The sequence below is a fragment of the Rhodococcus sp. GQ147 genome (assembly GCF_059759155.1).
Map to the genome: position 1 here is coordinate 132980 of NZ_JCAXDU010000015.1, position 26750 is coordinate 159729.

Sequence of the window (26750 nt, forward strand, 5' to 3'; positions counted from 1 at the left end):
AGTGTTTACGTAGAGTGGATCAGGTGCATGCCTCCCAGTCCGAGAGCCCCGAGACGGCCCCGCGCCGAGTGAACGGAAAGGCTCGCGGACCGGAGTCGCGACTGGCCCTCGTCCGTCGCGCGCGACGGATGAACCGGCGCCTCGCCGAGGCTTTTCCGCACGTCTACTGCGAACTGGACTTCACGAATCCGCTCGAGCTCGCCGTCGCCACGATCCTGTCGGCGCAGTGCACGGATGTGCGGGTCAACCAGGTGACCCCCGCTCTGTTCGCCCGGTATCCCGACGCCCGCGCGTACGCGGAGGCGGACCGCGCCGAGCTCGAGGAGTACATCCGCTCGACCGGCTTCTACCGCAACAAGGCCAACTCGCTCATCGGTCTCGGCCAGGCTCTGCTCGAGCGGCACGACGGCGAGGTTCCGGCCCGGCTGAAGGATCTCGTCGCGCTGCCCGGCATCGGCCGCAAGACCGCCAACGTCATCCTCGGTAACGCCTTCGATGTGCCGGGTATCACGGTCGACACCCACTTCCAGCGGCTCGTGCGTCGCTGGGAATGGACCGACGAGACCGACCCGGTCAAGATCGAGCACGCGGTGGGTGTGCTCATCGAGCGCAAGGAATGGACGCTGCTGTCCCATCGCGTGATCTTCCACGGTCGGCGCGTGTGCCACGCACGCAAGCCGGCATGCGGGGTGTGTGTCCTCGCGAAGGACTGCCCCTCCTACGGGACCGGGCCCACCGATCCGCAGACCGCGGCCACGCTGGTGAAGGGACCGGAGACCGAGCACCTGCTCGAGCTGGCCGGGCGGTGACGGAGTGCGTCCTTCCACAGCAGGCCGCTGGAGCCTGGCAGCTCTCGTCGTCGTCATCGCATTGATCGTCGCCATCTGGCCGCGCGACCGCAGCGACCCTCCGCCGGCCACCGGCCCGGGACCGGCCGCACCCTCGACCGCACCCATGGACCGCCGGCCCCAGGACGGCGCGCAGGCCCTCGCTCCGCTGCGGGAGACCGCCGCACTCGATCCGTGCCCGCAGCCGGGCGGGTCCACGCCCGCTCCCGCCGGTCCGCTCGCCGGTCTGGTCTTCGAGTGCGTGAGCGACGGATCCTCCGTCGACCTCGCGGCCGCCCTCGCCGGAAAGCCCGCCGTGGTGAACCTGTGGGCCTGGTGGTGCGCTCCCTGCGCCGAGGAACTGCCGGTCCTCCAGGACTACGCCGCCCGGGTGGGCGAGGAGGTCACCGTCGTCACCGTCCACACCGACCCGAACGAGTCGAACGCCCTCGGCCGGCTCGCCGACTACGACGTGCACCTGCCGGGTGTGCAGGACGGCTCGGGTCGCGTACAGGCCGCGGTCGGCGCGCCCGCCGTCCTTCCCGTGACGGTGCTGCTCCGCGCCGACGGGTCGGTCGCCGCCGTGCTCCCCATCCCGTTCCGGTCGGCCGACGAGGTCGCCTCGGTCGTCGAGGAGCATCTGGGGGTGGCCGCATGATCCCCGAATGGCTCCGGCGTGTCGCCTCGGTGTCGCCGACCGACCCGCACGGTCTCAACCCGATCCTGAACCGTCGCGCCCCGCGCGACGCGCGGGTGCGGCAGGCCTCGGTGCTGGTGTTGTTCGGCGGGTCGCCGGAGGCCGATCCGATGGCCCGCGGCGGACTTCCCGCCGACGCCGACGTCCTGCTCACCCAGCGCGCCGCGACGCTGCGGCAGCACAGCGGGCAGGTGGCCTTTCCCGGAGGCGCCGCCGATCCCGAGGACTACGGCGCCATCCACACCGCACTTCGTGAAGCGGAGGAGGAGACCGGCCTGGATCCGTCCGGGGTCCGGCCGCTCGCCGTGCTCCCCGAACTGTTCATCCCGCCTTCCGGCTTCGACGTGACTCCCGTGGTCGCCTACTGGGAGACCCCGAGCCCGGTCGGAGTGGTCGATCCGAAGGAGGCGACCCGCGTGGTCCGGGTGTCGCTGCACGAGTTGCTCGACCCCGACAACCGTTTCCAGGTCCGGCACCGTCTGGGCTATCAGGGCCCGGCCTTCCAGGTGGACGGGATGCTGGTCTGGGGTTTCACCGCGGGTGTGCTCGCGGGTCTGTTCGCGGTATCGGGGTGGGAGATCGAGTGGGATCACCACGACGTCCGTGACCTCGACGTCGTACTCGCCGAACTGGAGACGGGGGTGGTCGAATCATGACCGGATCGGGCTGGATCGATCTGATCATCGTGGTGATCGTCCTGATCGCCGCGTCCTCCGGGCTCCGGCAGGGCGCCGTCGCCTCGGCGCTGGCCTTCCTGGGTGTGCTGCTCGGTGCGGTCGCGGGCATCCTCATCGCCCCGCACGTGCTCGTGCACATCGACGATGCGCGCATGCGCATCCTTGCCGGCATCGGTCTGATCGTGGTGCTGGTGGTGATCGGCGAGGTGGCCGGCATGGTGCTCGGACGTGCCGCGCGCAGCGGCATCCACAGTCCGGGTGCGCGGGCGGTCGACAGCGTCGTCGGTGCCGGTCTGCAATCGGTCGCGGTGCTCGTCGCCGCGTGGCTGCTCGCCATCCCGCTGACCGCCACGACCCAGCCCGCCGTCTCCGCAGCCGTGCGGGGATCCCAGGTGCTCGGGACCGTCGACGATGTCGCCCCCGACTGGATGCGTGCGATCCCCAACGAGTTCTCGGCGTTGCTCGACACCTCGGGTCTGCCCGAGGTGATCGGGCCGTTCGGGCGTACCCCGATCGCCGAGGTGGAGGCACCCGACGGCGGTCTCCTCGAAGGATCGGTCCCGGCCCGGCTGCAGACGAGCGTGCTGCGCATCAACGGTGTCGCACCCAGCTGCCAGAAGGCACTGGAAGGATCCGGTTTCGTCGTGGCCCCCGAACGGGTGATGACGAACGCGCACGTCGTGGCCGGAACCGCAGCGGTGACCGTCGATACGGACGGCGGCCCGCTCGAAGCGACCGTCGTGCTGTTCGATCCGGAGGTGGACGTCGCGATCCTCGCGGTGCCGGGACTGACCGCGCAGCCGCTGGATTTCGCCCCGGAGCCGGCGGAGTCGGGTGACGACGCGATCGTGCTCGGCTACCCGGGCGGCGGTCCGTACACAGCGAGCGCGGCGCGGATCCGCGAGACGCTCGACCTGCAGGGCCCGGACATCTACCGCGGCGGCACCGTCGAACGCGAGGTGTACACGGTGCGCGGCACGATCCGGCAGGGCAACTCGGGGGGTCCGCTGGTCGATCCGTCCGGCGATGTCCTCGGCATGGTCTTCGGCGCGGCGGTCGACAACACCGACACCGGTTTCGTTCTCACCGGTGCAGAGGTGAGCCGGCAGCTGGAGATGGCCGGGGTGAATCAGCCGGTCGCGACCGGCGCCTGCATCGTCTGACGCCGGCCCGTCCGGAAGACGGGCAGATCAGTCGAGTCCGCGGACGAAGTCGGCGAGCAGTGCCGTCACCGCTTCGGGCTTCTCCTGATGGGCGTAGTGGCCGGCCCCGTCGACGAATCTCAGGATCCGTCCGGGGGCGTGCCGCACGCAGCGTCGGAGGGTCGCGGCGAGCACGTAGGGATCCAGCGCGCCGTGCAGCTGCAGGATCGGCAGGGTGAGCTCGACGTCCATGGCCTTCATGAAGCGGCGACCGTCGGGACGCCACTGGCTGCGGAACGCCCAGCGCTGGTATTCGAGGGTCAGGTGCGCCGTGCCCGGGATGCGGATCGCGGTGCGCAGCCGGTCGACGACATCGGCGAACTCGTCGGTGCGTCGCCAGTCCGGGCCGCACCGCACACGCATCAGCCGTTCGATCTCCAGGCCATTGTCGCGAACCAGCTTCCGTTCGGGACGCCACGGCAGCTGGTAGGCGAGGAAGGTCGGCACCAGAGCCTTGCGTTGCGCGCGGTCGCGCAGGGTCGCGTCGCGCAGCGAGATGGGGTGCGGGGAGTCGACGACCGCGATGGCCCGCACGACATGCGGATGGATCACCGCGGTCGCCCAGCACACGAGGCCCCCGTCGGCATGGCCCACGAGGACCGCCTCGGTGTGCCCGAGCGCGCGGATCAGTCCCGCGATGTCGTTCGAGAGCGTCCAGCCGTCGTATCCGCGGGGCGGCTTGTCCGTGTCGCCGTAACCACGCAGGTCCACCGCGACCGCCCGGTAGCCGAGATCGGCGAAGGCGGTGAGCTGGTGACGCCACGACCACCACAGGTCGGCGAAGCCGTGCACGAACACCACGAGAGGTGTGTCCGGGTCGTGCGGACCGGCTTCGACGGCATGGAAGCGGATGCCGTTGGCGTGGATGTCTCGATGCGTCCACGGTCCGGGATACCGGACCGTGGACGGGTCGGGGACGGGCACTGGCTCTTCCGGTTCGTCAGCGGGTGACGCGGCGCGGCGCGGCGTGGCGCGGGCCGTCCGCATCGTGTCCGTCCTGGCTGCTCGGGAGGATCGACGCGGTCTGCTTGAGCGAGTCGATGGTCTTGTTCGGTGCGCGCAGCTTCCGGACCCGCATATAGCCGATCAGGGCCAGCAGGCCCGTCACCACCAGCATGATCAGGAAGACGATGAGGAAGGCGAGCCAGCGCGCCACCCAGACATCGAGGAGTTCGGCGAGAAAGAAGAAGAAGAAGAACGAACTGAAGGTCAGCACGGCGAGCGCGAGGATGAAGAACAGGCTGCCCTGCACGCCCTTCTTGACCTCGCCGGTCACCTCGGCCTTGGCGAGCTGGACTTCGGCGCGGAACAGTGTGGACAGCTGTGTCGCTGCGTCGCGTACCAGTTCGCCCACACTGGCATCGCGGGGTGTCGGAGCGTCCACCTTCGTCAACGGGATGCCCGAAATGCTCGACGGGACTCCGTTCTCCGGACGATTCGCGTTCGTCACGCTCACTACTCGACCCCTTCGGTTGGTTCGTTCCGTTGGCGGTGGGCGCGCCCACGCCGTAACAGTAGCGCCGACCCGAGGACAGAGGCGATCAATGATGTCACCAGCACGGCGGCCTTGGCGATCTCGGCGGGCTCGCCACCGTGGATGTCGCCGAGCGAAAGTTCGGCGATGAGCAGGCTCACCGTGAACCCGATGCCGCCGATCACGGCGAGCGCGAGCACGTCTCCCCACATCAGCCCGGTCGGGCGGGTGGCGAGACCGAGCCGGATCGAGATCCAGGTGGCGCCGAAGATCCCGACGGTCTTGCCGAGGAGCAGTCCGAGGACGACGGACTGGCCGACAGGATCGGTGAACACCTGGCCGAGCATCTCCGCACCGATGGGTACACCGGATGCGAACAGGGCGAACAGCGGGACGCACAGACCGGCGGACCACGGTTGGATGTGGTGGACCAGCCGCTCGGCGGGTGCGTAGTCCTCCCCGGGATCGGTGCGGACACGGGTGAGCAGGCCGAGGAGGACCCCGGCGACGGTCGCGTGGATGCCTGCGTTGTGCATGGCGTACCAGGTGAACAGTGCGAGCGGCACATACAACCACGGCGTGGTGATGCGCTTCTGCTGCGCGAACCAGTATGCCGCCGCTGCGGCCACTGTGGCGAGCAGCCACGCGACGGCGAGTCCCGAGGTGAACAGGATCGCGATGAGCGCGATGCCGATGAGGTCGTCGACGACCGCCAGGCTCAACAGGAACACCCGGGCGCTGGTGGGGATGCGCGAACCGGTGAGGGCGAGCACGCCGAGAGCGAAGGCGATGTCGGTCGCGACGGGGATCGCCCAACCCCGGTCCATTCCCGGCGCACCCCAGCCCACGACGGCTGCGATGACGGCAGGAAGGATCACGCCGCCGCATGCGGCGATCACGGGCAGGATCGCCTTCCTGCGATCGGCGAGTTCGCCTGTGACGAGTTCGCGCTTGAGTTCGAGGCCCGCGACGAAGAAGAAGACGGCGAGCAGGCCGTCCTTGGCCCAGTCGCCGACCGAGAGGTGCAGGTGCAGGAACTCCGGGCCGATCTCGAAGTCCCGCAGAGCGAGATAGGAGTCGCCGAAGGGGGAGTTGACCCAGATCAGCGCTATCGCTGCGGCGATGAGCAGCAGTGAACCGCCGACCGTCTCGGTGCGGAGGAAGCGACCCAGAGGTGCGGTCCAGGTGGGTGAGGAGGTGTCGGACACGGGCGTCTTTCGCTGGGCGGATACGGGCACGGGCGAACCGTCGCCGACCAGACTTCCCGGTACACCGGGGAAGAGTCTAACGCCGGACGGAGGGCGTCCGTAGGGGTGTCCGATTTGCGGTGGGCGGAAACTCGGGTGTTCACTTTCCTAGTAAGTGGGATCTGGTCTCAGAATGTGAGTGGAGTAGTGGGGATGGTTCAGTGAGCACATCGGTCGGAGTCGAGGACGGGGGTTCCTCGCTCGTCGCAGGCGTTCCGCGCCGGCGCATCGTCGTCGCCAGCATGGTCGGCACGTCCATCGAGTTCTACGACTTCTACATCTATGCGACAGCCGCCGTCTCGGTCTTCCCGCACCTGTTCTTCCCGCAGGGCAACAGCACGACCGCGCTGCTCGCCTCCCTCGCGACCTTCGGTATCGCTTTCGTCGCCCGCCCGGTCGGATCCGTCGTCTTCGGGCACTTCGGCGACCGCATCGGCCGCAAGGTCACGCTCGTCGGCTCGCTCCTGACGATGGGCATCGCGACCTTCCTCATCGGCCTGCTGCCGACCTATCACCAGGCCGGGCTCATCGCACCGGCGTTGCTGGCGCTCATGCGCTTCTGCCAGGGCCTGGGTCTCGGTGGGGAGTGGTCGGGTGCGGCGCTGCTCGCCACCGAGACGGCCGAACCCGGCAAGCGCGCCTGGGCGGCGATGTGGCCGCAGCTCGGCGCACCCATCGGCTTCATCGGCGCCAACGGCCTGTTCCTGATCATCACGCTGGCGCTCGGCCACGACAACGGCGACCCCGACCTGTCGAGCGCCTTCCTCGAATGGGGCTGGCGCATTCCGTTCCTGCTCAGCGCGATCATGGTGATCATCGGGCTGTACGTGCGGCTCAAGCTCGAAGAGACGCCGGTCTTCGCCAAGGCCGTCGCCGAGGGCAAGAAGGTCAAGACGCCTCTCGCCGAGGTGTTCAAGAACAGCTGGCGTGAGCTGATCATCGGCACCTTCGTCATGCTCGCGACGTACACGCTCTTCTACATCATGACCACCTGGGTTTTGAGCTTCGGAACGGGCAAGACCCCCGAGGAAGGTGGCCACGGTGCCGGTTTCCAGTACGCGGACTTCCTCGTGCTGCAGCTGGTCGCGGTGCTGTTCTTCGCCGCGGCGGTTCCCGTCGCCGGGTGGCTCGCCGACCGCTACGGTCGCCGCTCGACCCTGCTGGTCGTCACGGGCGCGATCATGGTGTTCGGCCTGTGCTTCCAGTTCCTGCTGTCGAGCGACGGCATGAGCTCCGGACGCATGCTGTTCTTCCTCATCGTCGGCATGCTGCTCATGGGTCTGACCTTCGGGCCGCAGAGTGCGATCCTGCCCGAGCTGTTCCCGACCAACGTCCGCTACACGGGTTCCGGAATCTCGTACAACGTGTCGAGCATCCTCGGTGCCGCGGTGGCCCCCTTCATCGCGACGTGGCTGGCCACGAGCTACGGCGTCGGCTGGGTGGGCATCTACCTGCTGATCGCCGCGGCGACGACCTTCGTCGCGCTGCTCGTCGTCAAGGAGACCCGCGACCGGTCGCTCGACGAGGTGTAGTCGTACCGACCGCGAAAGGCCCCCTCCGGATCCGATCCGGAAGGGGCCTTTCGCGGTCGGCTACTTGCCGCGGATCGCGTCGAAGACGGCCGGATCGACGAGCGTCGAGGTGTCGCCGAGCTCGCGGCCCTCGGCGACGTCGCGCAGCAGGCGGCGCATGATCTTGCCCGACCGGGTCTTCGGCAGTTCCGGCACAACGGTGATCTGACGGGGCTTGGCGATCGGGGAGATCTCCACCGCCACGTGATCGCGCAGTTCCTTGATGAGCGTGTCGCCGGTGTTCTCGACGTGCTCGCGCAGGATCACGAACGCGACGATGCCCTGGCCGGTGGTCTCGTCCGCCGCGCCGACGACCGCGGCCTCGGCGATAGACGGGTGCGACACGAGCGCGGATTCGACCTCCGAGGTGGAGATGCGGTGACCGGAGACGTTCATGACATCGTCGACGCGGCCGAGCACCCACAGCGCTCCGTCGTCGTCGTAACGCGCACCGTCGCCGGCGAAGTACCAGCCCTGCTCGGCGTAGCGCGACCAGTAGGTCTCGCGGTAACGCTGCTCGTCGCCCCAGATGCCGCGCAGCATCGCCGGCCACGGCTGATCGAGCACCAGGTAGCCGTTACCGCCCGCGCCGAGCGGGGTGGCCTCGTCGTCGACGATCTTCGCGGAGATACCGGGCAGCGGCGCCATCGCCGAGCCGGGCTTGGTGGCCGTGATGCCGGGCAGCGGCGAGATCATGATCGCGCCGGTCTCGGTCTGCCACCAGGTGTCGACGATCGGGGCCGAATCCGCGCCGATGACCTCGCGGTACCAGCGCCACGCCTCCGGGTTGATCGGCTCGCCGACGCTGCCGAGCAGACGGATCGACGACAGGTCGTGGGCGTCGGGGATCTCGCGACCCCACTTCATGAACGTGCGGATCAGCGTCGGGGCGGTGTAGTAGATCGACACCCCGTACTTCTCGATGATCTCGAAGTGCCGGTGCTCGTTCGGCGAGTTGGGGGTGCCCTCGTAGACGACCTGGGTGACACCGTTGCTCAGCGGGCCGTAGACGATGTAGCTGTGGCCGGTGACCCAGCCGATGTCGGCGGTGCACCAGTAGACGTCCTTGCCCGGCTTGTGGTCGAAGACGTAGTGGTGGGTGTACGACGCCTGCGTCAGGTAGCCACCCGAGCTGTGGATGATGCCCTTGGGCTTACCCGTGGTGCCCGAGGTGTACAGGATGAACAGCGGGTGCTCGGAGTCGAACGGCTGCGCTTCGTGCTCGGGGGAGGCCTTCTCGACGGTCTCGTGCCACCACAGGTCTCGCCCTTCGGTCCACTCCACGTCGATGCCGGTGCGCGCGACGACCAGCACGTGCTCGATCGACTTTGCGTCGGCGACGGCCTCGTCGGCGGCGTTCTTGAGCGGCGCGGCCTGGCCGCGCCGCCACTGCCCGTCCACGGTGACGAGCAGCTTGGCCTGCGCATCGTCGATGCGCGACCGCAGCGCCGACGACGAGAAGCCGCCGAACACCACCGAGTGGGTCAGGCCGAGGCGCGCGCACGCGAGCATGGTGACGATGGCCTCGGGGATCATCGGCATGTAGATCGCGACGCGATCGCCGGCGACCAGGCCGAGCTCGGTGAAGGTGTTCGCGGCGCGGGAGACCTCGGCGAGGAGGTCGTTGTAGGTCAGCGACCGGCTGTCGCCGGGCTCGCCCTCGAAGTGGATGGCGACCCGATCGCCGTTACCGGCCTCGACGTGCCGGTCGACGCAGTTGTAGGCGACGTTGAGCTTGCCGCCGACGAACCACTTCGCGAACGGAGCGTTCGACCAGTCGAGCACTTCCGTCCAGGGCTCCGCCCAGTCGAGTCGTTTCGCCTGTTCGTCCCAGAATCCGAGCCGATCGGCGTCGGCCGCGGCCTGCAGTTCCGGACCGGCGTTGGCCGTGGCGGTGAACTCCGGGCTCGGCGGGTACGCCTTCGATTCGTGCTCCTGGGCTGCGCTCGTCATGGTGCAGGGCCTCTTTCCGGGATGGTTCCATTCGGGCTCTTGTGAGCGTAATCATCTGTGACCGGCGCCGCACCGTTGCATCGATATGCAACCCCGTCACTTTCGCTCATCGGTCGAATTCGAGCGACGAACGGCATTCGGGCACGACCGGTGAACCTCTCGTCCGTCCACCGCGTGTGCGCCGGTACCGTCGTCGGCGTGACCGACCCTCTTCAGCCTCTCGTCGACCTTCCGGGCGTACGCGACGCCGCCGACCGTGCCCGCGACGCGCTCGCGGAGGTGCATCGTCATCGAACCAATCGGCGTGGTTGGGCGAACACCGCCGCGGAGGCATCGGTGCGGGCCGCCCGCGCCTCGGCGTCGATCGACGGCGGGTCGATGGAACTTCCGCAGCCGGGGGAGAGTGGCGATCCGATCCTGGCCGGAGCGCTGCGGGTCGCGCAGTCGCTCGACGGCGACGCGCTCGACAACATGGTCGCGACGTGGCGACGTGCCCCGCTTCAGGCACTGGCCCGCCTGCACCTTCTCGCTGCCGCGGATCTCGTGGAGGACGCCGAGGAGCTGGGTCGTCCGCGGACGGAGCCGGGGGTCGCCGAGCGTCTCGACGGGCTCGCGCAACTCGTCACCGGGGGGACGAACGCCCCGGCGCCCGTTCTCGCTGCGGTCGTGCACGGTGAACTGTCCGTCCTGAAGCCCTTCGGGGTCGCCGACGGCATCGTGGCGCGGGCCGCGTCCCGGCTCGTGTGCGTCGCGTCCGGACTCGATACGCGCAATCTGGGCGTACCGGAGGTCCACTGGATGCGCCGGTTGCAGGCCTACCGCGACGGGGTCGCCGGATTCGGGGCGGGAACCGTGGAGGGCGTCGGCGGCTGGGTGCTCTTCTGCTGTGGGTCGCTCGAGGCCGGGGCTCGTGAGGCCGGCTCGATCGCCGAGGCGTTCGCCGGCTGAGTGCCGGGCGGGGCTTCGCCGGCCGAATCGCGGCCTGTGCGCGAAACCCCCTGCACGCGAAAGCGGGTGGCATATCGATCGAGATCGATTCCGCCACCCGCTAGCACGGGCGGTCCGAGTTACCATGCGTGCTGAAATGGGTTGTGATTCAACGGCCTCGGCGATGATCCGGGTATCGTCGATTCGTCCTCGCAACGGGTGCGGGGTACTCGTCTTCGAAAATCCGGAACTCGCAGGCCCACAACACTCGTGCCCTTATAGTGGCATCGGCTTCGCGTGGGTACTCGGTGTCCGTGCTGGGAAGAACAGTCGGGAGATCGAATCTTCTCTTCCGATTCGGTCTTGGCCTTCCGTCCTTCCGTAACTCCTTTCTACCCCGTCCACGAGATGTCGGCAAGCCCCCGACGGCAATGTTTGTTCTCGATTTCGCGGCGAGTGACCCTGAGTGTCAACGCATCCGGCGCTCGGCCAGTCGGCGGGTGGCACCCAGTATCAGTGCGGTCGCTCCAAGGGTCGCGGCGAGCGTCGCCAGGGCGCGCGGCGACGGACGGGCACGACGTCCGAGCGGTACGGGCCGGGCGAAAGTGAGAACAGGCCAACCGTTTTCGTTTGCTTCCCGGCGCAGCGGGCGGTCGGGGTTGACCGCGCGCGGATTGCCGACCTCCAGCAACATCGGCAGGTCGGTGGCCGAATCGGAGTACGCGTAGCTGCGGGAGAGATCGTAACCGTACTGCTCGGCGAGCTCGCGGATCGCGACCGCCTTCGCCTCCCCGAAGCAGTAGAACTCGAGCTCGCCGGCGTAGCGGCCGTCGACGATCCGCATCCGGCTCCCCGTGCTGTGGGAGGCACCGAGTGTCCGGGCGATCGGAGTCACCACTTCCTGGCCGGATGCGGACACGATGATCACGTCGTGACCGCGGGCCCGGTGATCGGCGATCAGATCCTTCGCCTCCGCGTAGACGAGCGGTGTCACGACGTCCTGCAGGGTCTTCTCGACGATCGATCCGACCTGCTCGACATCCCATCCTTTGCACATGTGCGCGATGTGTTCTCGCATCCGGTCCACCCGGCCCTGATCGGCCGCCGACAACAGGTAGAGGAGCTGGGCGTAGGTGCTCTGCAGCACGGCCCGGCGGCTGAGGAGACCCTCCTCGAAGAACGGCCGGGTGAACGCCAGCACGCTCGACTTGGCGATGACGGTCTTGTCGAGATCGAAGAACGCTGCGATGCGAGCCGAGTCCGGTGAGCCCCCCGTCGACGGGGCCGGTCGGGACGGATTCACGGACGTATCGGTCACGACCACCACAATAGGGGCGCGCCGCGCCGGTGTTTGAAGTTGCAAGCAGTCGCGCCTAGCGGTGTACTATCGCGAATGCCCGGGTCGATACTCGGGTTGTGTTCAGCCCGACCCCCCGGGGCTGAACGCAGACGGCCCTCGCCTCCTCCCCCCTGGCGAGGGCTGTCGCTTTCCGAGGCCTTTTCCGCACGTCTCCGTACTGTCTTCTACACCCGCCGACCTGCGCACAGGTGCGACGAGGGTGCGCATGGCCGGGTTGTCCACAGGCCCCTGATCCATCCACAGGCGGGGCTTCCGAGGCCGTTTCCGCGACACTCACGACCCCGTAGCGGGGCAGCCTGTCGGGCATGAACGACATCCTCGGACTGGTCGACGATCCCGCGCTGGTCGCCGACCTCCATCGTGTGGTCGCGGCGGCCGACCGCACACTGCACGAGATGTCCGTGCCGGTGCCCCGCAGGGCGTGGACCGACGCGGCGATCGTCGTCCTCGATGCGTCCGCCGCAGCGGCATGCGCGGCCGGATATCCCCGCCGCCCCGGCGTGATCCTCGTGTGCAGCGGGACGGCCGGCCTGGCGGACTGGCAGGCCGCCGCGACCGTCGGCGCCGAACACGTCCTCGCCCTCCCTTCCGAGGAGGTGGAACTGCTCTCGATCGTCGCGGCCGCTGACGAGCCCTCGACGGGTGCCGGCACCGTCCTCGCGGTCGTCGGAGGATGCGGGGGAGCGGGCGCGTCGACCTTCGCCGCCGCACTCGCCTGGGCCGCGGGGAACGACGAACGACGCGACACCCTGCTCGTCGACGCCGATCCGTTCGGCGCGGGACTCGACGTCCTGACCGGTCTCGAGGAGTGTCCGGGAGTGCGGTGGTCCGGTCTCACCGTCGACGGCGGACGGGTCTCGGCGCGTGCCCTGCGCGACGCCGTGCCCGTATGGGCATCCGGGGTGGGCGTCCTGTCCACCGACCGCGAGAACACCGATCGGCTCACCGCCGTCGCCGCAGAGTCGGTCGTCGACGGGGTGCGCGGAGCGGGAGCAACCGTCGTCTGCGATGTGGGGCGCAGCTTCGACCCGGTCGCCGACGCGGTGATCGCACTGGCCGACCTCACCGTCGTCGTCGTGCCGGCCCGGATCGGTGCGGTGCTCTCCGCTGCCCGGGTCGCCCGCACGCTCGCGGCGCGGGGTGAACCGGCCGGAGTCGTCGTCCGCGGGCCCGCACCCGGTGGCTTGCGAGCCGTCGATGTGTCCGACGCGGTGGGCCTGGACGTGCTCACCTCGATGCGTCCCGAGCCGGGCTTGAGCGAGATGCTCGAACGCGGGGGCCTGCGGCTGCGGTCACGCTCGCCGTTGCTCGGTGCGGCGCACGACGTGCTGGCGGCCGTCGGGGCCGACCGCGCCGGCCCGGGACGTGCGGCATGACCGGGACCCTCGGGGACGACCTCCTTTCGCGGGTCCGCGACCGGCTGGCCGACGAGACCGGGGAGCTCACTCCGACCCGCGTCGCCGCAGCCCTGCGCGCGGAATCCGGTGGAGTACTCGGAGACTGCGATCTGCTTGCGGCACTGCGGCATCTGCAGACCGAACTGACCGGTGCGGGCCCGCTCGAGGATCTGCTGGCAGACCCGGCCGTGACCGACGTGCTCGTCACCGCGCCCGATCGCGTCTGGGTGGATCGTGGCAACGGGCTGCACCTGACCGAGGTCACCTTCCCCGACGAGGCCGCGGTCAGACGACTCGCGCAGCGATTGGCGCTGTTCGCCGGGCGTCGGCTCGACGACGCCCAGATGTGGGTCGACGGCAGGTTGCCCGGGCACGGTGAGTTCGGTGTCCGGCTGCACGCGGTGCTCTCCCCGGTCGCGCAGGCCGGGACGTGCCTGTCACTGCGGGTCCTGCGGCCCACGACCCAGGGACTCGAAGCACTGCGGGATCGCGGTGCGGTCTCCGAGGTCGCCTATCGGTTGCTGCTGCGCATCGTCCGCGCGCGCCTGGCCTTCCTCGTCGTCGGTGGCACGGGTGCGGGCAAGACGACGATGCTCGCGGCGCTGCTCGGCGCGGTGGATCCGACCGAACGCATCGTCTGTGTCGAGGACGCCGCCGAACTGGTCCCGGCCCACCCGCACGTGGTGCGCCTCGTGGCACGGGCACCCAACGTGGAGGGCGTCGGCGAGGTCACCGTCCGCGATCTCGTGCGGCAGGCGCTGCGGATGCGACCGGACCGCATCGTCATCGGCGAGGTGAGAGGCGCCGAGGTCGTCGATCTTCTGACCGCGCTGAACACGGGTCACGACGGCGGCGCAGGGACCGTGCACGCCAATTCGCCCGACGAGGTGCCCGCGCGACTCGAGGCTCTCGCCGCACTCGGCGGCCTCGATCGAGCGGCGCTGCACAGCCAGCTCGTCGCCGCGGTGCAGGTGATCCTGCACGTCCACCGCGGCAGCGACGGAGCGCGACGTCTCGTGGGGATCGGCGTGGTCGAGCGAGACCCCGTCGCAGGCGTGATCGTCACACCGGCATGGACCCACGACAGGGGCGACGAGCACGGCATGGACGCCCTCGAGCGGATCCTGCGTCGACGGGATGCGCCGTGAACGCGACGATCCTGTGCCTCGCGGCGGCGCTGTTCGTCCTGCCGTCGTCCTCGGCCCGCCGTCGACTGCGACGCGGGGTGCCCGACGCGGCGCCGCGCCCGATACCGCGCGCCCTAGTCGTCGGGGTGATGGTCGTCGTGCTCGCGACGGTTGTGGTGTGGGCGGGAATCACACCGGCTGTGGCCGGCGCGACCGTCGCGACGACCGCGGTGTGGCGTCGCCGAGCCCGGCGCCGCGCTGCTGAGCTCGATCGGCAACGACGGATGTTGCTGTCGGGACTCGACACCGTGATCGCCGATCTGCGGGTGGGGACGCATCCCGCCGACGCGTGCGAGACGGCGGCCCGGGAGACGGCCGGGTCCGTCGCCGGTGCCTTCCGGGTCGCTGCGGCCCGGGCGCGACTCGGCGGGTCGGCGGCACACGGACTACGTTCGGCCACAGCATCCTCGAATGGTGTCGCCGACAGTCTGGGTCGTGTCGCCGATGCGTGGGCCGTCTCCGACCGCCACGGTCTCGCCCTCGCCGAACTGCTCGGGGCCGCGCGTATCGATCTGGCCGCGCGTATGCGGATCCGTGCCCGTACGGAGGCCGGACTTGCCGGTGCTCGGGCCACGGCGACGGTTCTGGCGGGACTGCCGGTGCTCGGGGTGGGTCTCGGGCAACTCATGGGCGCTGCTCCGCTCGGCATCCTCCTCGCCGGTGGGCTCGGCGGCATCATGCTCGTGGTCGGCACTGCGCTGGTCTGTGCGGGTCTGCTGTGGACGGACCGGATCGCGGCACGGGTGAGGGCATGAGCGCGACGTGGGCGGTGTTGCTGGGAGCGGCCTCTCTCGTCGTCGCACCGACCCCTCGTGGAACCACCCGCTTGTTCTCCACGAGAACCCTTGCTGCCGAGTCGGATACAACTAAACCCGAGACCGACCCGCACGCGTTTCCCGCTGCCTTCGATCTCTTCGCGGCGTGCCTGCGCGCAGGGATGCCCGCCGGTTCTGCGGCGCGGGTCGTCGCGGAATCCGCTCCACCCGACCTCGCGGCGGCGTTGCGGAGAGGTGCCGACCGATTGGCGCTCGGAGCCGATCCGGCCGATGCGTGGGGAGGTTCGGGAGCGGTCGACGCGCTGGACGATTTCGCCCGCGCGGCACGACGATCCGCGAAATCCGGTGCGCCCCTGTCGGACACCGTCGCCGAACTCGCGGTCCGGCATCGCGCCGAGACGGAGGACCGGGTCGCCGCCGAGATCGATCGGGCCGGAGTACTCGTGAGCGGGCCGCTCGGTCTGTGCTTTCTGCCTGCCTTCGTGTGCCTGGGCATCGTGCCGGTCGTCGTCGGCCTGGCGCGGGACGTCCTGGGTGCGGGGCTGATGTGAACGTCGGCGCGGACGGTCCGCGCCGCTCGGATGGGAGGGGCGGAAGATGGGGAAACGAACAGTGACCGAAGCGTTCGCACACGGTCTGCGTGGTCGCCTCGGCGGGCTCGTCGTGCAGGACGACGGCATGTCGACGGCGGAATATGCGATCGGGACCATTGCGGCGGCGGCTTTCGGGGCGGTGCTGTACACCGTGGTGACCGGCGATTCGATCGTGTCCGCGCTGACGGGCATCGTCGAGCGTGCCCTGAACACGGCGGTGTGATACCGACGCATGCGAAAGATGCTCGGACGACGCTGGTTACGCGCTTTCGTTCGTGAGGACGAAGGCGGGGTCACCGTCGAAGCGGCTCTCGCCGTCGCAAGCCTGGTCACGGTGCTCGTGCTGTGCCTCGGCGCGGTGCTGGGCATCGCGTACCAGGTGCGGTGCCATGACGCCGCCCGTGAAGCCGCCCGCCTCGCCGCGCGGGGAGATCAAGCGAGGGCGGTCGATGTGGCTACGCGAGTCGCGCCTCCGGACGCACGCGTGGCGGTACGCGAGGAAGGAGATCTGATCGTGGCGGTCGTGACCGCGGAGAGTCCGCTGCTCCCGTTGCTGACCCTCACGGCCGAGGCGGTGGCGGTGCGCGAGCCGGAAGGAACGCGATGAGGTCGGGCCCGTCCCTCCTCGGCGACGACGGGAGCGCGAGTGTGATCGGCTGCGCCGTGATGGCCGGACTCATCGCGATCACGGCCACGTTGCTGCACGTCGGGTCGGTCGTCGTCGCACGTCATCGTGCGCAGGCGGCGGCCGACCTGGCGGCGGTGGCGGTCGCCTCGGCACTGGACCGCGGGGTCGTGGAGGCTTGCGAGGCGAGCGAGGCGATCACCACACGGATGCGAGTACGATTGCGGCGCTGCGAGATCGAAGAGTGGGATGCGCTCGTCGAGGTCACCGCTGAGGTGTCGGCTCTCTTCGGCGGGAAGGAGGCGACGGCCGTCGCGCGAGCCGGTCCTGCCCGATGAGGCCCGTCGGCGGTCGCTCGCGGCCGTATCCAGCGCATTCGCGCTCGTTGCTTGCCTGTGCTCGCATCCAGCGGTTGCCGCCCGACCCGTACACGAAGCGGCTGCTGGCAGCCGTTCCCGTCCCGGATCCGGCCGAGTAGGCGCGCCGGTGGCCTGAATCGCCGTCACCCCTCGATCGCAGCGAGGACGGCATCGAGGACGGCGACCGCCCCGGTCTTGTCGAGCGGATCGTTGCCGTTCCCGCACTTGGGGGAGTACACGCACGACGGGCATCCGGCGGCACATTCGCAGGCCGCGACCGCATCGCGGGTGGCGCTGAGCCACTCGACGATCCGGTGGTAACCACGGTCGGCGAATCCGGCGCCGCCGGGCTGTCCGTCGTAGACGAAGACGGTGGGCAGCCCGGTGTCGGGATGCAGATCGGTGGAGACGCCGCCGATGTCGCCCCGATCGCACGTCGCGAGCAGGGGGAGCAGGCCGATCGCGGCGTGCTCGGCGGCGTGGAGTGCCCCGGGCACGCGATCGGGGGTCACCCCGATCCGGTCGAGCAGGTCGGGGTCGATCGTGTACATCACCGCGCGGGTGTCGAGCGTGTGCTCGGGCATGTCGAGGGGAATCTGGTCGAGCACCTCTCCGGACGGCAGGCGGCGCAGATAGCCGACCACCCGGTGCGTCACCTCGACGCCCACGGACGCGACGGTGACGGGTCCGAACTCGCGGTGTTCGTCGACGGAGATGCAACAGATGTCGGTGATCTCGCGTGCGCTCGTCGACCATTCCGGGTCCTCGGCGTGCACGAGGGCGATGCCGTCCTCGAGATACAACTCGTCGACGACGACGGTCTCACCCTGGTGCAGGTGCACAGCTCCGGGATGGACGGTCGCGGGGGCGCGGGCGGCGTCGACGGTGCCGAGCATGCGACCGGTGTCGCCCTCGACGATCGAGACCTGGCGGCCGATCCCGCCGCGGATCTCGACATCGCCGTGCGGTTGCGTTCCCGGGGTGACGAACCAGCCGTGCGGGCGGCGGCGGATCAGTCCCTGCTCCGCGAGGTCCGTGAGGACGTCGAGCGCGCCGAACTCCTCGACCTCGGCATCGCTGATCGGCAGTTCCGATGCGGCGCAGAGAAGTTGGGGCCCGAGCACGTACGGATTGTTCGGATCGGTGACCGTCGCCTCGACCGGCCGGTCGAGCAGTGCCTGCGGATGGTGCACGAGATAGGTGTCGAGCGGATCGTCCCGCGCGACCAGCACGACGAGCGAACCCTGCCCGCGGCGACCGGCGCGACCGCCCTGCTGACGGAAGGACGCGACCGTGCCCGGGAATCCGGCGACGATCACCGCGTCCAGACCGGCGATGTCCACGCCGAGTTCGAGGGCGTTGGTGCTGGCGACGCCGAGCAGACGGCCGTCGGAGAGCGCGGCCTCGAGGTCGCGCCGGTCCTCGGCGAGGTAGCCCGCCCGGTAGGCCGCCACCCGGTCGACGAGATCCGGTGCCGCCTCGGCGAGAAGCCGACGTGCACCTATGGCCGTGAGCTCGGCGCCGTGACGCGACCGGACGAACGCCAGGGTGCGGGCACCCTCGACGACGAGGTCGGCGAGAAGGCGCGCGGCCTCGGTCCCGGCGGCCCGCCGCACCGGGGCGCCGTGTTCGCCCGTGAGTTCGCGCAGCAGGGGCGGCTCCCACATCGCGACCGTGCGGGGTCCGTGCGGCGAGCCGTCCTCGGTGATCTCGCGGCAGGGTGCTCCGATGAGCCGGGACGCCGCTGCCCCCGGTTCCGCGGTCGTCGCGGAGGCGAGGACGAAGACGGGATCGGCGCCGTACCGGCGGGCCACGCGCCGGAGCCGACGCAGGATCAGGGCGACGTGCGAGCCGAACACACCCCGGTAGGAGTGGCATTCGTCGACGACGACGTACCGCAGGCGGCGCCACAGCCGGGCCCATCGTGCGTGGGCGGGCAACAGCGACAGGTGCAGCATGTCGGGATTGGTGAAGATCCAGCGCGAGTGCCGGCGCGTCCACTGCCGGATCTCGGTGGAGGTGTCGCCGTCGTAGGCACACGCGCACACGGTCGACAGGCCGTCGATGTCGGAGGTCAGTTCGGTGACCGCGCGCAGCTGGTCGGCGCCGAGAGCCTTGGTGGGCGACAGGTAGAGAGCGGTGGCCTGCGGGTCGTCGGCGAGCGCGCTCAGGACGGGCAGCTGGTAGGCGACCGACTTGCCCGACGCGGTGCCGGTGGACACCACCACGTTCTCCCCGCCGGCCGCGATGTCGGCGGCGCTCGCCTGGTGGTGCCAGGGACGCTCGACGCCCTGGTCGCGGAAGGCCCGGACGACGTCCTCGTGCGCCCACTGCGGCCAGTCGCTGTGGTGGGCGGGCCGGGCCGGGATCTCTGCGACGTGGGTCAGCGGTGACTCGCCCGTCGGGGTGCCGGCGAGCAGCCGGTCGAGCAGCTCGCGACCGTAGGTGGGGGCGGTGGCGTCGCCGTTGTGGAGGAAGGGCGAGCCGGTCACGCAGTACTCCGCTGGGTCGGACGAGGTGTCTGTCGAAAACGTCTGTCGGATAGGAATGTGTCGGATACGGCGAGGCTGTGTCGGATGCGGGAGACCCGGGTCCGGGACGAGTGGGGCCACAGTGGCCTCCCGTAACATGGGAGCAACAGCTACCCGTGGGTAATGCTACCGAGACATGAACAAGATCAGGGAATTGGCACGTTTGTGCCCATTCCTACTGTTGCGCGTGCCCAGAACGTGGTTGACTGACACCCGGTCGCAGCTTCTGTGTTCGTAGACTTGGAAAAGTGCACGCTCGCAGGATCGATGGTTGCGAGCGCGGTGCTTTAGCTCTTCCAACGGGGGACTCGAGAAGTACAGCGGTCGGAACCGGGACCTGGCGGATCGCGTACCCGGCGGTTCGTCGAATCCGGTGTTAGAAAGAGAAGGAAAAGCATGGCACAGGGCACTGTGAAGTGGTTCAACGCGGAGAAGGGCTTCGGCTTCATCGCTCCTGAGGACGGCTCCGCCGACGTGTTCGTTCACTACTCCGAGATCCAGGGTTCCGGCTTCCGCACCCTCGAGGAGAACCAGCGAGTCGAGTTCGAGGTCGGTCAGGGCACCAAGGGCCCGCAGGCCACCGGCGTGCGCGCACTCTGATCCACCCGCTCGAGCGAGCAACCGGGCAAGGTCAACCACCTCGCCCGATCGTCCCCCGTCGCCTCAGGTGATGGGGGACGATGCATTTCCGGGACGTGTGCGCGAACCGGTCGTGGGACCTCACCGCCTCGTCGCGCTCACGGAGCCGGGAGAGGAGGACCCGTGAGTCAACTGTCCTTCTTCGGGGCCGACACGATGCCGCCGGCCCTGGCCGACCTGAGCGGCCTGCTCGCGGCACACGGACGTGCGCGTCTCACCGACGACGGCGCGGTGCTGACCGTGGAGGTCGACGCCGAATGGCGCGCCCGTGCGATCGGGCAGCTCGTGACCGACACGGGAGTCGAGGCGGACATCGCCGTCGACGGCGAGCTGTTCACCGTCAGCACATCCGTCGACCCCGCTCTCGTCCCGCTCGCGACCCAGTGGAGCAGCGACGACGGCAAGACGGTCCCGACCGGCTGGGTCCCGTCCTCGCGGGCCCAGCGGGCGTGGTTCCTCGCGTCCGGTCGCATGGAGGTCGAGGGAGCACAGTATGTTCTCGGTCTGGATGCGACGGCTCCCGACACTCATGCAGTTCTGGCGCAGGCGCTCATGCGCGCCGGCATCGCACCGACCCTGATCGGTACGCACGGCACCGGTGGACCGGGGTTGAGGATCTCCGGCCGGAGGCGTCTGACGAGGCTCGTCGAGAACATCGGTGCACCTCCGGACGCCGACGCGGCACGACGGATCTGGCCGCACGTGGAACCGGGTGATCATCACTTGTGAAGAGCCGTTCCCCGAGGATGTGCGACCCTGTGTGTGGCCGCGTCTGGGGAACGGGTCGGTATACATGTCTTCGAACAAGGCGACATGTCGGCAATGAGGGAAGGTGCGGGCGGCACGGTGGCAGCACGGGAGAAGAGCACTGCGGGCGGTTCGTCGGGCACGCGTCGGCTCGTGATCGTCGAGTCCCCGACCAAGGCGAGGAAGATCGCCCCCTACCTCGGCCGCGACTACGTCGTCGAGGCATCGGTCGGTCACATCCGCGACCTGCCGCGCGGTGCCGCGGACGTCCCCGCCAAGTACAAGGGCGAGTCGTGGGCGCGCCTCGGTGTCGACGTCGATCACGACTTCGAACCCCTCTACGTCGTCAGCGCCGACAAGAAGACCAAGGTCTCGGAGCTGAAGAGCCTGCTCAAGGACGCCGACGAGCTCTACCTCGCCACCGACCCCGACCGCGAGGGCGAGGCCATCGCCTGGCACCTGCTCGAGACCCTGAAGCCCAAGGTGCCGGTCCGGCGCATGGTCTTCCACGAGATCACCGAGCCCGCTATCCGCGCGGCCGCCGAGAACACCCGCGACCTCGACAACGACCTGGTCGACGCGCAGGAGACCCGCCGCATCCTCGACCGTCTCTACGGCTACGAGGTCAGTCCCGTGCTGTGGAAAAAGGTCATGCCCCGTCTGTCGGCGGGTCGTGTGCAGTCGGTGGCGACCCGCGTGATCGTGCAGCGCGAACGCGAGCGCATGGCGTTCAAGTCCGCCGAGTACTGGGACATCGCGGCCACGATGGACGCCGGCGCCGACGCGAGCCCCCGGTCGTTCGGTGCCCGCCTGGTCAGCGTCGACGGTTCCCGTGTTGCCTCGGGTCGCGACTTCGGGCCCGACGGGAACCTGAAGTCGAACGGTGTCGTCGTCCTCGACGAGGACCGCGCCCGCCGCCTCGCGGAGGCACTCGCCGGTGTCGCGTTGACGGTGTCGTCGGCCGAGAGCAAGCCGTACACCCGCAAGCCCTACGCGCCGTTCATGACGTCGACGCTGCAGCAGGAGGCGGGCCGCAAGCTGCGGTTCTCGTCCGAGCGCACCATGCGCACCGCGCAGCGTCTGTACGAGAACGGCTACATCACCTACATGCGTACCGACTCGACGACGCTGTCCGAGTCGGCGATCGCGGCGGCCCGCGCACAGGCCACCCAGCTGTACGGTGCCGAGTTCGTCCATCCGACGCCGCGCCAGTACACCCGTAAGGTCAAGAACGCGCAGGAAGCACACGAGGCGATCCGTCCCGCCGGCGACGTCTTCGCGACCCCCGGCGAGCTGCACGCGCGCCTCGACGGCGACGAGTTCAAGCTCTACGAGCTCATCTGGCAGCGCACCGTCGCCTCCCAGATGGCCGACGCGCGGGGCACCACGCTGACGCTGCGCATCACCGGCACCGCGGGCACCGGCGAGGAGTGCACCTTCTCGTCGTCGGGCCGCACCATCACGTTCCCGGGCTTCCTCAAGGCATACGTCGAGAGTGTCGACGAGGAAGCCGGTGGTCAGTCGGACGACGCGGAGTCGCGCCTGCCGAACCTGTCCGAGGGTGCCTCGGTCACCGCGACGAAGCTCGATCCGGACGGTCACTCCACCAACCCGCCGGCCCGGTACACCGAGGCGAGCCTGATCAAGACGCTCGAAGAGCTCGGGATCGGCCGGCCCTCGACCTACGCGTCGATCATCAAGACCATCCTCGACCGCGGCTACGTCTACAAGCGTGGCAGCGCGCTCGTCCCGTCGTGGGTGGCGTTCGCCGTCATCGGCCTGCTCGAGGCGCACTTCGCCCAGCTCGTCGACTACGACTTCACGGCCGGGATGGAGGACGATCTCGACGAGATCGCCTCCGGTCACCGGCAGCGCACCGACTGGCTGACGCGGTTCTACTTCGGCAGCGACGACGGTCACGAGGAGTCGGTCGCGCGCAAGGGCGGCCTGAAGAAGCTGGTGGGGGAGAACCTCGAGGACATCGACGCCCGCGAGATCAACTCCATCCGCCTGTTCGACGACTCCGAGGGTCGCGAGATCCACGTGCGTGTGGGCCGCTTCGGTCCGTACCTCGAACGGATGGTCACCGACCCGAACAACCCCGACGCCGAGCCGACCTCGCAGCGCGCGAACCTGCCCGACGACCTGCCGCCGGACGAGCTCACCCTCGAGTACGCCGAGAAACTCTTCTCGACGCCGCAGGAGGGACGTGTCCTCGGTGTCGATCCGTCGACCGGCTACGAGATCGTCGCGCGGGAGGGTCGCTTCGGTCCCTACGTGACCGAGCTGATCCCCGATCCGGAACCCGAGCCCGAACCGGAGCCGGACGTCACGCCCATCCCCGTCGATGAACTCGGCTCGGAGGGAGAGGGCGGCACGAAGACCGCCACCAAGAAGGCCGTCGCCAAGAAGGCGGCGAAGAAGGCTCCCGCGAAGAAGACCGGTCCGAAGCCGCGCACGGGTTCGCTGTTCAAGACGATGGACCTGTCCACGGTCACCCTGGAAGACGCCCTGAAACTGCTGTCGCTGCCGCGCGTGGTGGGTGTCGATCCGGAGTCCGGCGACGAGATCACCGCCCAGAACGGCCGCTACGGTCCGTACCTGAAGAAGGGCAGCGACTCGCGGTCGCTCGCCAACGAGGAGCAGATCTTCACGATCACGCTCGACGAGGCGCTGAAGATCTACGCGGAGCCGAAGCGCCGCGGCCGGCAGGCCGCCGCCACGCCGCCGCTGCGCGAGCTGGGCACCGACCCGGTCAGCGGCAAGCAGATGGTGATCAAGGACGGCCGGTTCGGCCCGTACGTCACCGACGGTGAGACGAACGCGAGCCTGCGCAAGGGCGACGAGGTCGAGTCCATCACCGACGAGCGGGCATCCGAACTGCTCGCCGACCGTCGGGCACGCGGTCCGGCCAAGAAGACCGCGAAGAAGACAGCGGCGAAGAAGACTGCCGCCAAGAAGACCACCGCCAAGAAGACCACCGCCAAGAAGACGGCGGCGAAGAAGACGACGAAGAAGGCTGCCGCGAAGAAGACGACGGACTGACGGTTCCCGTCGGGGTACGCGGATAGCCTCACGGTGTGTACCGCGAACTGCCGTCGGGAATCCTCGGCGTCACACTGTGGCGGTCCGGGCCGTCCGGTGCCCGCGTGGGCGGAACCCACGTGCTGCCGGACGGCTACATGGACCTCATTCGGCACGCCGACGGCTTCCTCGTCGCCGGCCCGGACACGACGTCCCAGTTCTCCGATCTGATGGCGGATCGACCGCTGACGGCCGTCCGGTTCGAACCCGGCCTGGGGCCGCGGTTCTTCGGTGTCGACGCGAGCGAGCTGACCGATCGACGGGTTCCGCTCGACGATCTGTGGCCGTCACGTCGTGTGCGTCTCCTCGCGGTTCGAGCCGAGGACGATCCCGTCGCTGCACTGGTCGACGCCGTGCGGGGCGCGGTCGACGAACACGATCCGATGGCCGACCTCGCGCGGGCGCTGGCCGCCGGCACGGCCGTCACGGAAGTCGCCGCGACCCTCGGCTGGAGCGACAGGACACTGCGTCGTCGCTCGGCGGTACCTCGGGTGCTTCGATGGGCAGGTCGAGGCCGAGCATGCGATAGCACGCGAAGGACCGATCGAGATCGGCGACGGCGAGCCCCACGGCGGAGAAATGAATGGTCATGGCCGACGATGGGACCGAGGACGTGCAGCCGTCCTGAACGTTTCGGACACGTGATCCGGACCCGTCGGACCCGGTCGTTAGGCTGAGCGCATGCCCGGGGTCTTCGATCGTCTCGTCGGTCAACGCGATGTCGAGACCGAACTCGTCGCGGCCGCGGTAGCTGCCCGTCGGGGCGACACCGGGTCGGCGATGACGCACTCGTGGCTGTTCACCGGTCCTCCCGGGTCCGGTCGCTCGGTCGCGGCGCTGTGTTTCGCCGCCGCCCTGCAGTGCACCGACGAGGAAACTTCCGGCTGCGGGCGATGCCACGCCTGCACCACCACGATGGCCGGCACCCACGGCGACGTACGGCGGGTCGTGCCCGAGGGACTGACGATCAGCGTCAAGTCGATGCGCGACATCGTGCAGGTCGCGTCGCGGCGTCCCAGCACGGGCCGATGGCAGGTCGTGGTGATCGAGGACGCCGACCGTCTCACCGAAGGCGCCGCGAACGCGCTGCTGAAGGTGGTCGAGGAACCTCCGCAGCGAACGGTCTTCCTCCTGTGTGCGCCGTCGGTCGATCCAGAGGACATCTCGGTGACGCTGCGCTCGCGCTGCCGTCACATCGGGTTGGTCACTCCCAGCGCCGACGCCATCGCGCGCGTCCTCGAGGCCACCGACCGCATCGATCCGAAGACGGCGCAGTGGGCCGCATCCGTCAGCGCAGGCCACGTCGGCCGGGCCCGACGGTTGGCCACCGACGAGGGCGCCCGCGACAACCGGGCACGTGCCCTCGCTGTCGCCGGCGCGGTCCTTCGCCCCGCCACCACCTACTCCGCAGCCGACGACCTCGGCCGCAGCGCCGAGACCGAGGCGAAGGAGATCAGTGCGGAGCGCGACGAGCACGAGACCGAAGAGCTGAAGACCGCGCTCGGTGCCGGCGGTACCGGCAAGGGTGCCGCGGGTGCGCTTCGCGGTTCGGCCGGGGTCCTCAAGGAACTCGAACGCACTCAGAAGTCGCGGAAGACGCGAACCGAGCGCGACATCATGGACCGAGCCCTGATCGATCTCGCCGGTCTCTACCGGGACGCACTGGTGCACGCCTTCGGATCGCGGGTCACGCTCAACCATCCGGACATGTCGGATCGTGCGGTCGACCTCGCGTCGAGGACCCGGCCGGAGTCGCTGCTCGAGTGCATCGAGGCCATCCTCGACTGCCGGGAGGCGCTCGCCCAGAACGTCAAACCCCGCTTCGCTCTCGCGGCGCTCGCAGCCCGGTTGAGCTCGGCGTTCCGGTAGCCGAAGTGCCGGTTTGCGTCGGGGTGGGGGTAGTCCGCTAGACTTCGGACGCCGAAAGGCTCGCTGCCTTAGCTCAGTCGGTAGAGCATTTCACTCGTAATGAAAAGGTCGTCGGTTCGATTCCGACAGGCAGCTCCACGAAGGCCCCTCACCACGGTGAGGGGCCTTCGACGTTTCTGCGCGCTGTGCGATTCGCACGGATGATGGAGACATGTTGATGGAACTGTTCTCCTTGGTCCTGATCATCGGTGCTCTCGCCGTGGTGCTGCCCATGGCCGTCCGGGTCTTCCGGGACAAGGACCGTTGACGCGAAGCGACCGCGACTATCGGCGCGCACGAGAGCGGTCTCGGACACGGCGCCGAAATCCTCGACAACCCCGTCACCGCGCAGCATGCTTCTCTCATGGCTGAGTCGTTGAAGGACCGGGTTCGGGAGAAGATCCTGCGGCAGCGCGCCGAGGACGGAGGCCGGCCGATCGGCGACGCCGAAGGGGACGACCCTCGCCTCATGGATCTCCGCAGCGACCTCGCGATGCTGGAGCAGGCCGGCGAGGACGATCCGATCGTCCAGCACCTCGCGGCGAAGTACTGGGTCCCCTGAACACCCTCACAACGACGCTTCGTAAGTCGATAAACCAGCTTTGACCTGGCGATTTGGTGTTCTCGGAGATGTTCGCGTAACTTATTCCAGGTCAGAGCGACACGGACACCGACCCGGGCCGAGAGGAACGGGACAACGAGGTTGGACGAAGGCGCCTGCAGATTTCACTGGTTCGAAACCTTCTGGTAAGGTTTGGAGCCGTGCCCGAGAGCCGGAAGGCCCTTGGATGAACAGTCACCCCGGAGTGAACGAACCGGAAGGTTCGGGAGCGATGGTGTGTGCGTGTTCTTTGAGAACTCAACAGTGTGCCGATGAATGTCAGTGCCAAATATTTTTGGTACTCCGCTCCATCGTTTCGATGGGGTGGGTATTTGCTGATCGTCTCATTCTTCCGTCTGGGATGATCA

General features: G+C 69.1%; 25 protein-coding genes, 1 tRNA gene and 1 pseudogene. 20 read left to right on the forward strand and 7 right to left on the reverse strand.

All coding sequences use genetic code 11. The features are described from left to right. Nucleotides 1-14: 14 nt before the first annotated feature. Genes nth through AC6CID_RS17770 form a run of 4 tightly spaced genes read left to right on the forward strand, consistent with a single transcriptional unit; the run spans nucleotide 15 to nucleotide 3364 of the window. On the forward strand, nucleotides 15-809 hold the full coding sequence (nth, locus tag AC6CID_RS17755) for an endonuclease III (RefSeq protein WP_006552424.1): 795 nt from the start codon (nucleotides 15-17) through the stop codon (nucleotides 807-809). Between the two features lie 4 nt (nucleotides 810-813). Continuing rightward, nucleotides 814-1485, forward strand: coding sequence for a TlpA family protein disulfide reductase (locus AC6CID_RS17760; RefSeq protein WP_064061135.1), 672 nt, complete (start codon nucleotides 814-816; stop codon nucleotides 1483-1485). Further along, complete coding sequence (locus AC6CID_RS17765; RefSeq protein ID WP_498354260.1) at nucleotides 1482-2180, forward strand: NUDIX hydrolase; 699 nt, start codon at nucleotides 1482-1484, stop codon at nucleotides 2178-2180. The genes AC6CID_RS17760 and AC6CID_RS17765 overlap by 4 nt, the downstream gene beginning before the upstream one ends. Further along, the gene (locus AC6CID_RS17770) at nucleotides 2177-3364 is read left to right on the forward strand and encodes a MarP family serine protease (RefSeq protein ID WP_064061134.1); all 1188 of its coding nucleotides are present in this window, start codon (nucleotides 2177-2179) and stop codon (nucleotides 3362-3364) included. Before AC6CID_RS17765 ends, AC6CID_RS17770 begins: the two co-directional genes overlap by 4 nt. A gap of 27 nt (nucleotides 3365-3391) precedes the next feature. Here AC6CID_RS17770 and AC6CID_RS17775 read toward each other — a convergent pair whose 3' ends face one another. From AC6CID_RS17775 to nhaA, 3 genes are read right to left on the reverse strand one after another with little or no spacing between them, the layout of a single operon-like run. Next, nucleotides 3392-4327: an alpha/beta fold hydrolase gene (locus AC6CID_RS17775; RefSeq protein ID WP_498354261.1), complete on the reverse strand. Its 936-nt coding sequence runs from the start codon at nucleotides 4325-4327 to the stop codon at nucleotides 3392-3394. Nucleotides 4328-4343: 16 nt separating this feature from the next. Then, nucleotides 4344-4859, reverse strand: a complete 516-nt coding sequence (locus AC6CID_RS17780; protein ID WP_006552419.1) for a phage holin family protein — start codon at nucleotides 4857-4859, stop codon at nucleotides 4344-4346. Continuing rightward, nucleotides 4859-6085: a Na+/H+ antiporter NhaA gene (nhaA, locus tag AC6CID_RS17785; RefSeq protein ID WP_041803540.1), complete on the reverse strand. Its 1227-nt coding sequence runs from the start codon at nucleotides 6083-6085 to the stop codon at nucleotides 4859-4861. The genes AC6CID_RS17780 and nhaA overlap by 1 nt, the downstream gene beginning before the upstream one ends. Before the next feature lie 200 nt (nucleotides 6086-6285). Between nhaA and AC6CID_RS17790 the strand changes: the two genes are divergently transcribed. After that, nucleotides 6286-7656: an MFS transporter gene (locus tag AC6CID_RS17790; protein ID WP_006552417.1), complete on the forward strand. Its 1371-nt coding sequence runs from the start codon at nucleotides 6286-6288 to the stop codon at nucleotides 7654-7656. A 60-nt stretch (nucleotides 7657-7716) separates the two neighbouring features. On the opposite strand, the gene acs is transcribed toward AC6CID_RS17790, so the two are convergent. Next, on the reverse strand, nucleotides 7717-9648 hold the full coding sequence (gene acs / locus AC6CID_RS17795) for an acetate--CoA ligase (RefSeq protein ID WP_006552416.1): 1932 nt from the start codon (nucleotides 9646-9648) through the stop codon (nucleotides 7717-7719). A gap of 198 nt (nucleotides 9649-9846) precedes the next feature. Here acs and AC6CID_RS17800 point away from each other — a divergent pair, with 198 nt between their 5' ends. Then, a complete protein-coding gene (locus AC6CID_RS17800; protein WP_033097956.1) occupies nucleotides 9847-10596 on the forward strand; it encodes a Fic family protein in 750 nt (249 codons plus the stop codon). A gap of 448 nt (nucleotides 10597-11044) precedes the next feature. Here the strand turns inward: AC6CID_RS17800 and AC6CID_RS17805 are convergent, their stop codons facing one another. After that, the gene (locus AC6CID_RS17805; RefSeq protein WP_498354262.1) at nucleotides 11045-11899 is read right to left on the reverse strand and encodes an HAD family hydrolase; all 855 of its coding nucleotides are present in this window, start codon (nucleotides 11897-11899) and stop codon (nucleotides 11045-11047) included. 341 nt (nucleotides 11900-12240) lie between these two features. Between AC6CID_RS17805 and ssd the strand changes: the two genes are divergently transcribed. Genes ssd through AC6CID_RS17840 form a run of 7 tightly spaced genes read left to right on the forward strand, consistent with a single transcriptional unit; the run spans nucleotide 12241 to nucleotide 16851 of the window. Then, entirely contained in the window at nucleotides 12241-13311 is a 1071-nt protein-coding gene (gene ssd, locus AC6CID_RS17810; RefSeq protein ID WP_064061132.1) for a septum site-determining protein Ssd, read from the forward strand. Further along, on the forward strand, nucleotides 13308-14480 hold the full coding sequence (locus AC6CID_RS17815; RefSeq protein WP_498354263.1) for a TadA family conjugal transfer-associated ATPase: 1173 nt from the start codon (nucleotides 13308-13310) through the stop codon (nucleotides 14478-14480). Before ssd ends, AC6CID_RS17815 begins: the two co-directional genes overlap by 4 nt. Further along, nucleotides 14477-15274 carry a type II secretion system F family protein gene (locus AC6CID_RS17820; protein WP_064061131.1) on the forward strand — a complete coding sequence of 266 codons (798 nt, stop codon included), beginning with the start codon at nucleotides 14477-14479 and terminating at the stop codon, nucleotides 15272-15274. Before AC6CID_RS17815 ends, AC6CID_RS17820 begins: the two co-directional genes overlap by 4 nt. After that, nucleotides 15271-15846 carry a type II secretion system F family protein gene (locus tag AC6CID_RS17825; protein ID WP_039586754.1) on the forward strand — a complete coding sequence of 192 codons (576 nt, stop codon included), beginning with the start codon at nucleotides 15271-15273 and terminating at the stop codon, nucleotides 15844-15846. The genes AC6CID_RS17820 and AC6CID_RS17825 overlap by 4 nt, the downstream gene beginning before the upstream one ends. A gap of 46 nt (nucleotides 15847-15892) precedes the next feature. Beyond that, nucleotides 15893-16111: a DUF4244 domain-containing protein gene (locus AC6CID_RS17830; protein ID WP_050993523.1), complete on the forward strand. Its 219-nt coding sequence runs from the start codon at nucleotides 15893-15895 to the stop codon at nucleotides 16109-16111. Between the two features lie 9 nt (nucleotides 16112-16120). Continuing rightward, nucleotides 16121-16495 carry a TadE family type IV pilus minor pilin gene (locus AC6CID_RS17835; RefSeq protein WP_100167921.1) on the forward strand — a complete coding sequence of 125 codons (375 nt, stop codon included), beginning with the start codon at nucleotides 16121-16123 and terminating at the stop codon, nucleotides 16493-16495. Beyond that, nucleotides 16492-16851, forward strand: coding sequence for an Rv3654c family TadE-like protein (locus AC6CID_RS17840; RefSeq protein WP_024102822.1), 360 nt, complete (start codon nucleotides 16492-16494; stop codon nucleotides 16849-16851). Before AC6CID_RS17835 ends, AC6CID_RS17840 begins: the two co-directional genes overlap by 4 nt. Nucleotides 16852-17015: 164 nt before the next feature. Here the strand turns inward: AC6CID_RS17840 and AC6CID_RS17845 are convergent, their stop codons facing one another. Beyond that, nucleotides 17016-19364, reverse strand: coding sequence for a DEAD/DEAH box helicase (locus AC6CID_RS17845; protein ID WP_498354264.1), 2349 nt, complete (start codon nucleotides 19362-19364; stop codon nucleotides 17016-17018). A gap of 435 nt (nucleotides 19365-19799) precedes the next feature. Here AC6CID_RS17845 and AC6CID_RS17850 point away from each other — a divergent pair, with 435 nt between their 5' ends. From AC6CID_RS17850 to AC6CID_RS17865, 4 genes and pseudogenes are all read left to right on the forward strand, one after another. Further along, nucleotides 19800-20003, forward strand: a complete 204-nt coding sequence (locus AC6CID_RS17850) for a cold-shock protein (protein ID WP_003935252.1) — start codon at nucleotides 19800-19802, stop codon at nucleotides 20001-20003. Nucleotides 20004-20165: 162 nt separating this feature from the next. Next, nucleotides 20166-20771, forward strand: a complete 606-nt coding sequence (locus tag AC6CID_RS17855) for a hypothetical protein (RefSeq protein WP_019290213.1) — start codon at nucleotides 20166-20168, stop codon at nucleotides 20769-20771. Between the two features lie 93 nt (nucleotides 20772-20864). Continuing rightward, nucleotides 20865-23834, forward strand: coding sequence for a type I DNA topoisomerase (gene topA, locus AC6CID_RS17860; RefSeq protein ID WP_415915320.1), 2970 nt, complete (start codon nucleotides 20865-20867; stop codon nucleotides 23832-23834). Nucleotides 23835-23953: 119 nt separating this feature from the next. Next, nucleotides 23954-24130 (forward strand): annotated as a pseudogene (locus tag AC6CID_RS17865) (DUF6597 domain-containing transcriptional factor); the annotation flags it as partial. A gap of 166 nt (nucleotides 24131-24296) precedes the next feature. Here AC6CID_RS17865 and AC6CID_RS17870 read toward each other — a convergent pair. Then, nucleotides 24297-24464 carry a VOC family protein gene (locus AC6CID_RS17870; RefSeq protein WP_232512430.1) on the reverse strand — a complete coding sequence of 56 codons (168 nt, stop codon included), beginning with the start codon at nucleotides 24462-24464 and terminating at the stop codon, nucleotides 24297-24299. Between the two features lie 90 nt (nucleotides 24465-24554). Here AC6CID_RS17870 and AC6CID_RS17875 point away from each other — a divergent pair, with 90 nt between their 5' ends. From AC6CID_RS17875 to AC6CID_RS17885, 3 genes are all read left to right on the forward strand, one after another. Next, a complete protein-coding gene (locus AC6CID_RS17875) occupies nucleotides 24555-25742 on the forward strand; it encodes a DNA polymerase III subunit delta' (protein WP_006552401.1) in 1188 nt (395 codons plus the stop codon). Nucleotides 25743-25804: 62 nt separating this feature from the next. Beyond that, a tRNA-Thr gene (locus tag AC6CID_RS17880) sits at nucleotides 25805-25880 on the forward strand. A 265-nt stretch (nucleotides 25881-26145) separates the two neighbouring features. Beyond that, nucleotides 26146-26343 carry a hypothetical protein gene (locus AC6CID_RS17885; RefSeq protein ID WP_006552400.1) on the forward strand — a complete coding sequence of 66 codons (198 nt, stop codon included), beginning with the start codon at nucleotides 26146-26148 and terminating at the stop codon, nucleotides 26341-26343. Nucleotides 26344-26750 lie beyond the last annotated feature (407 nt).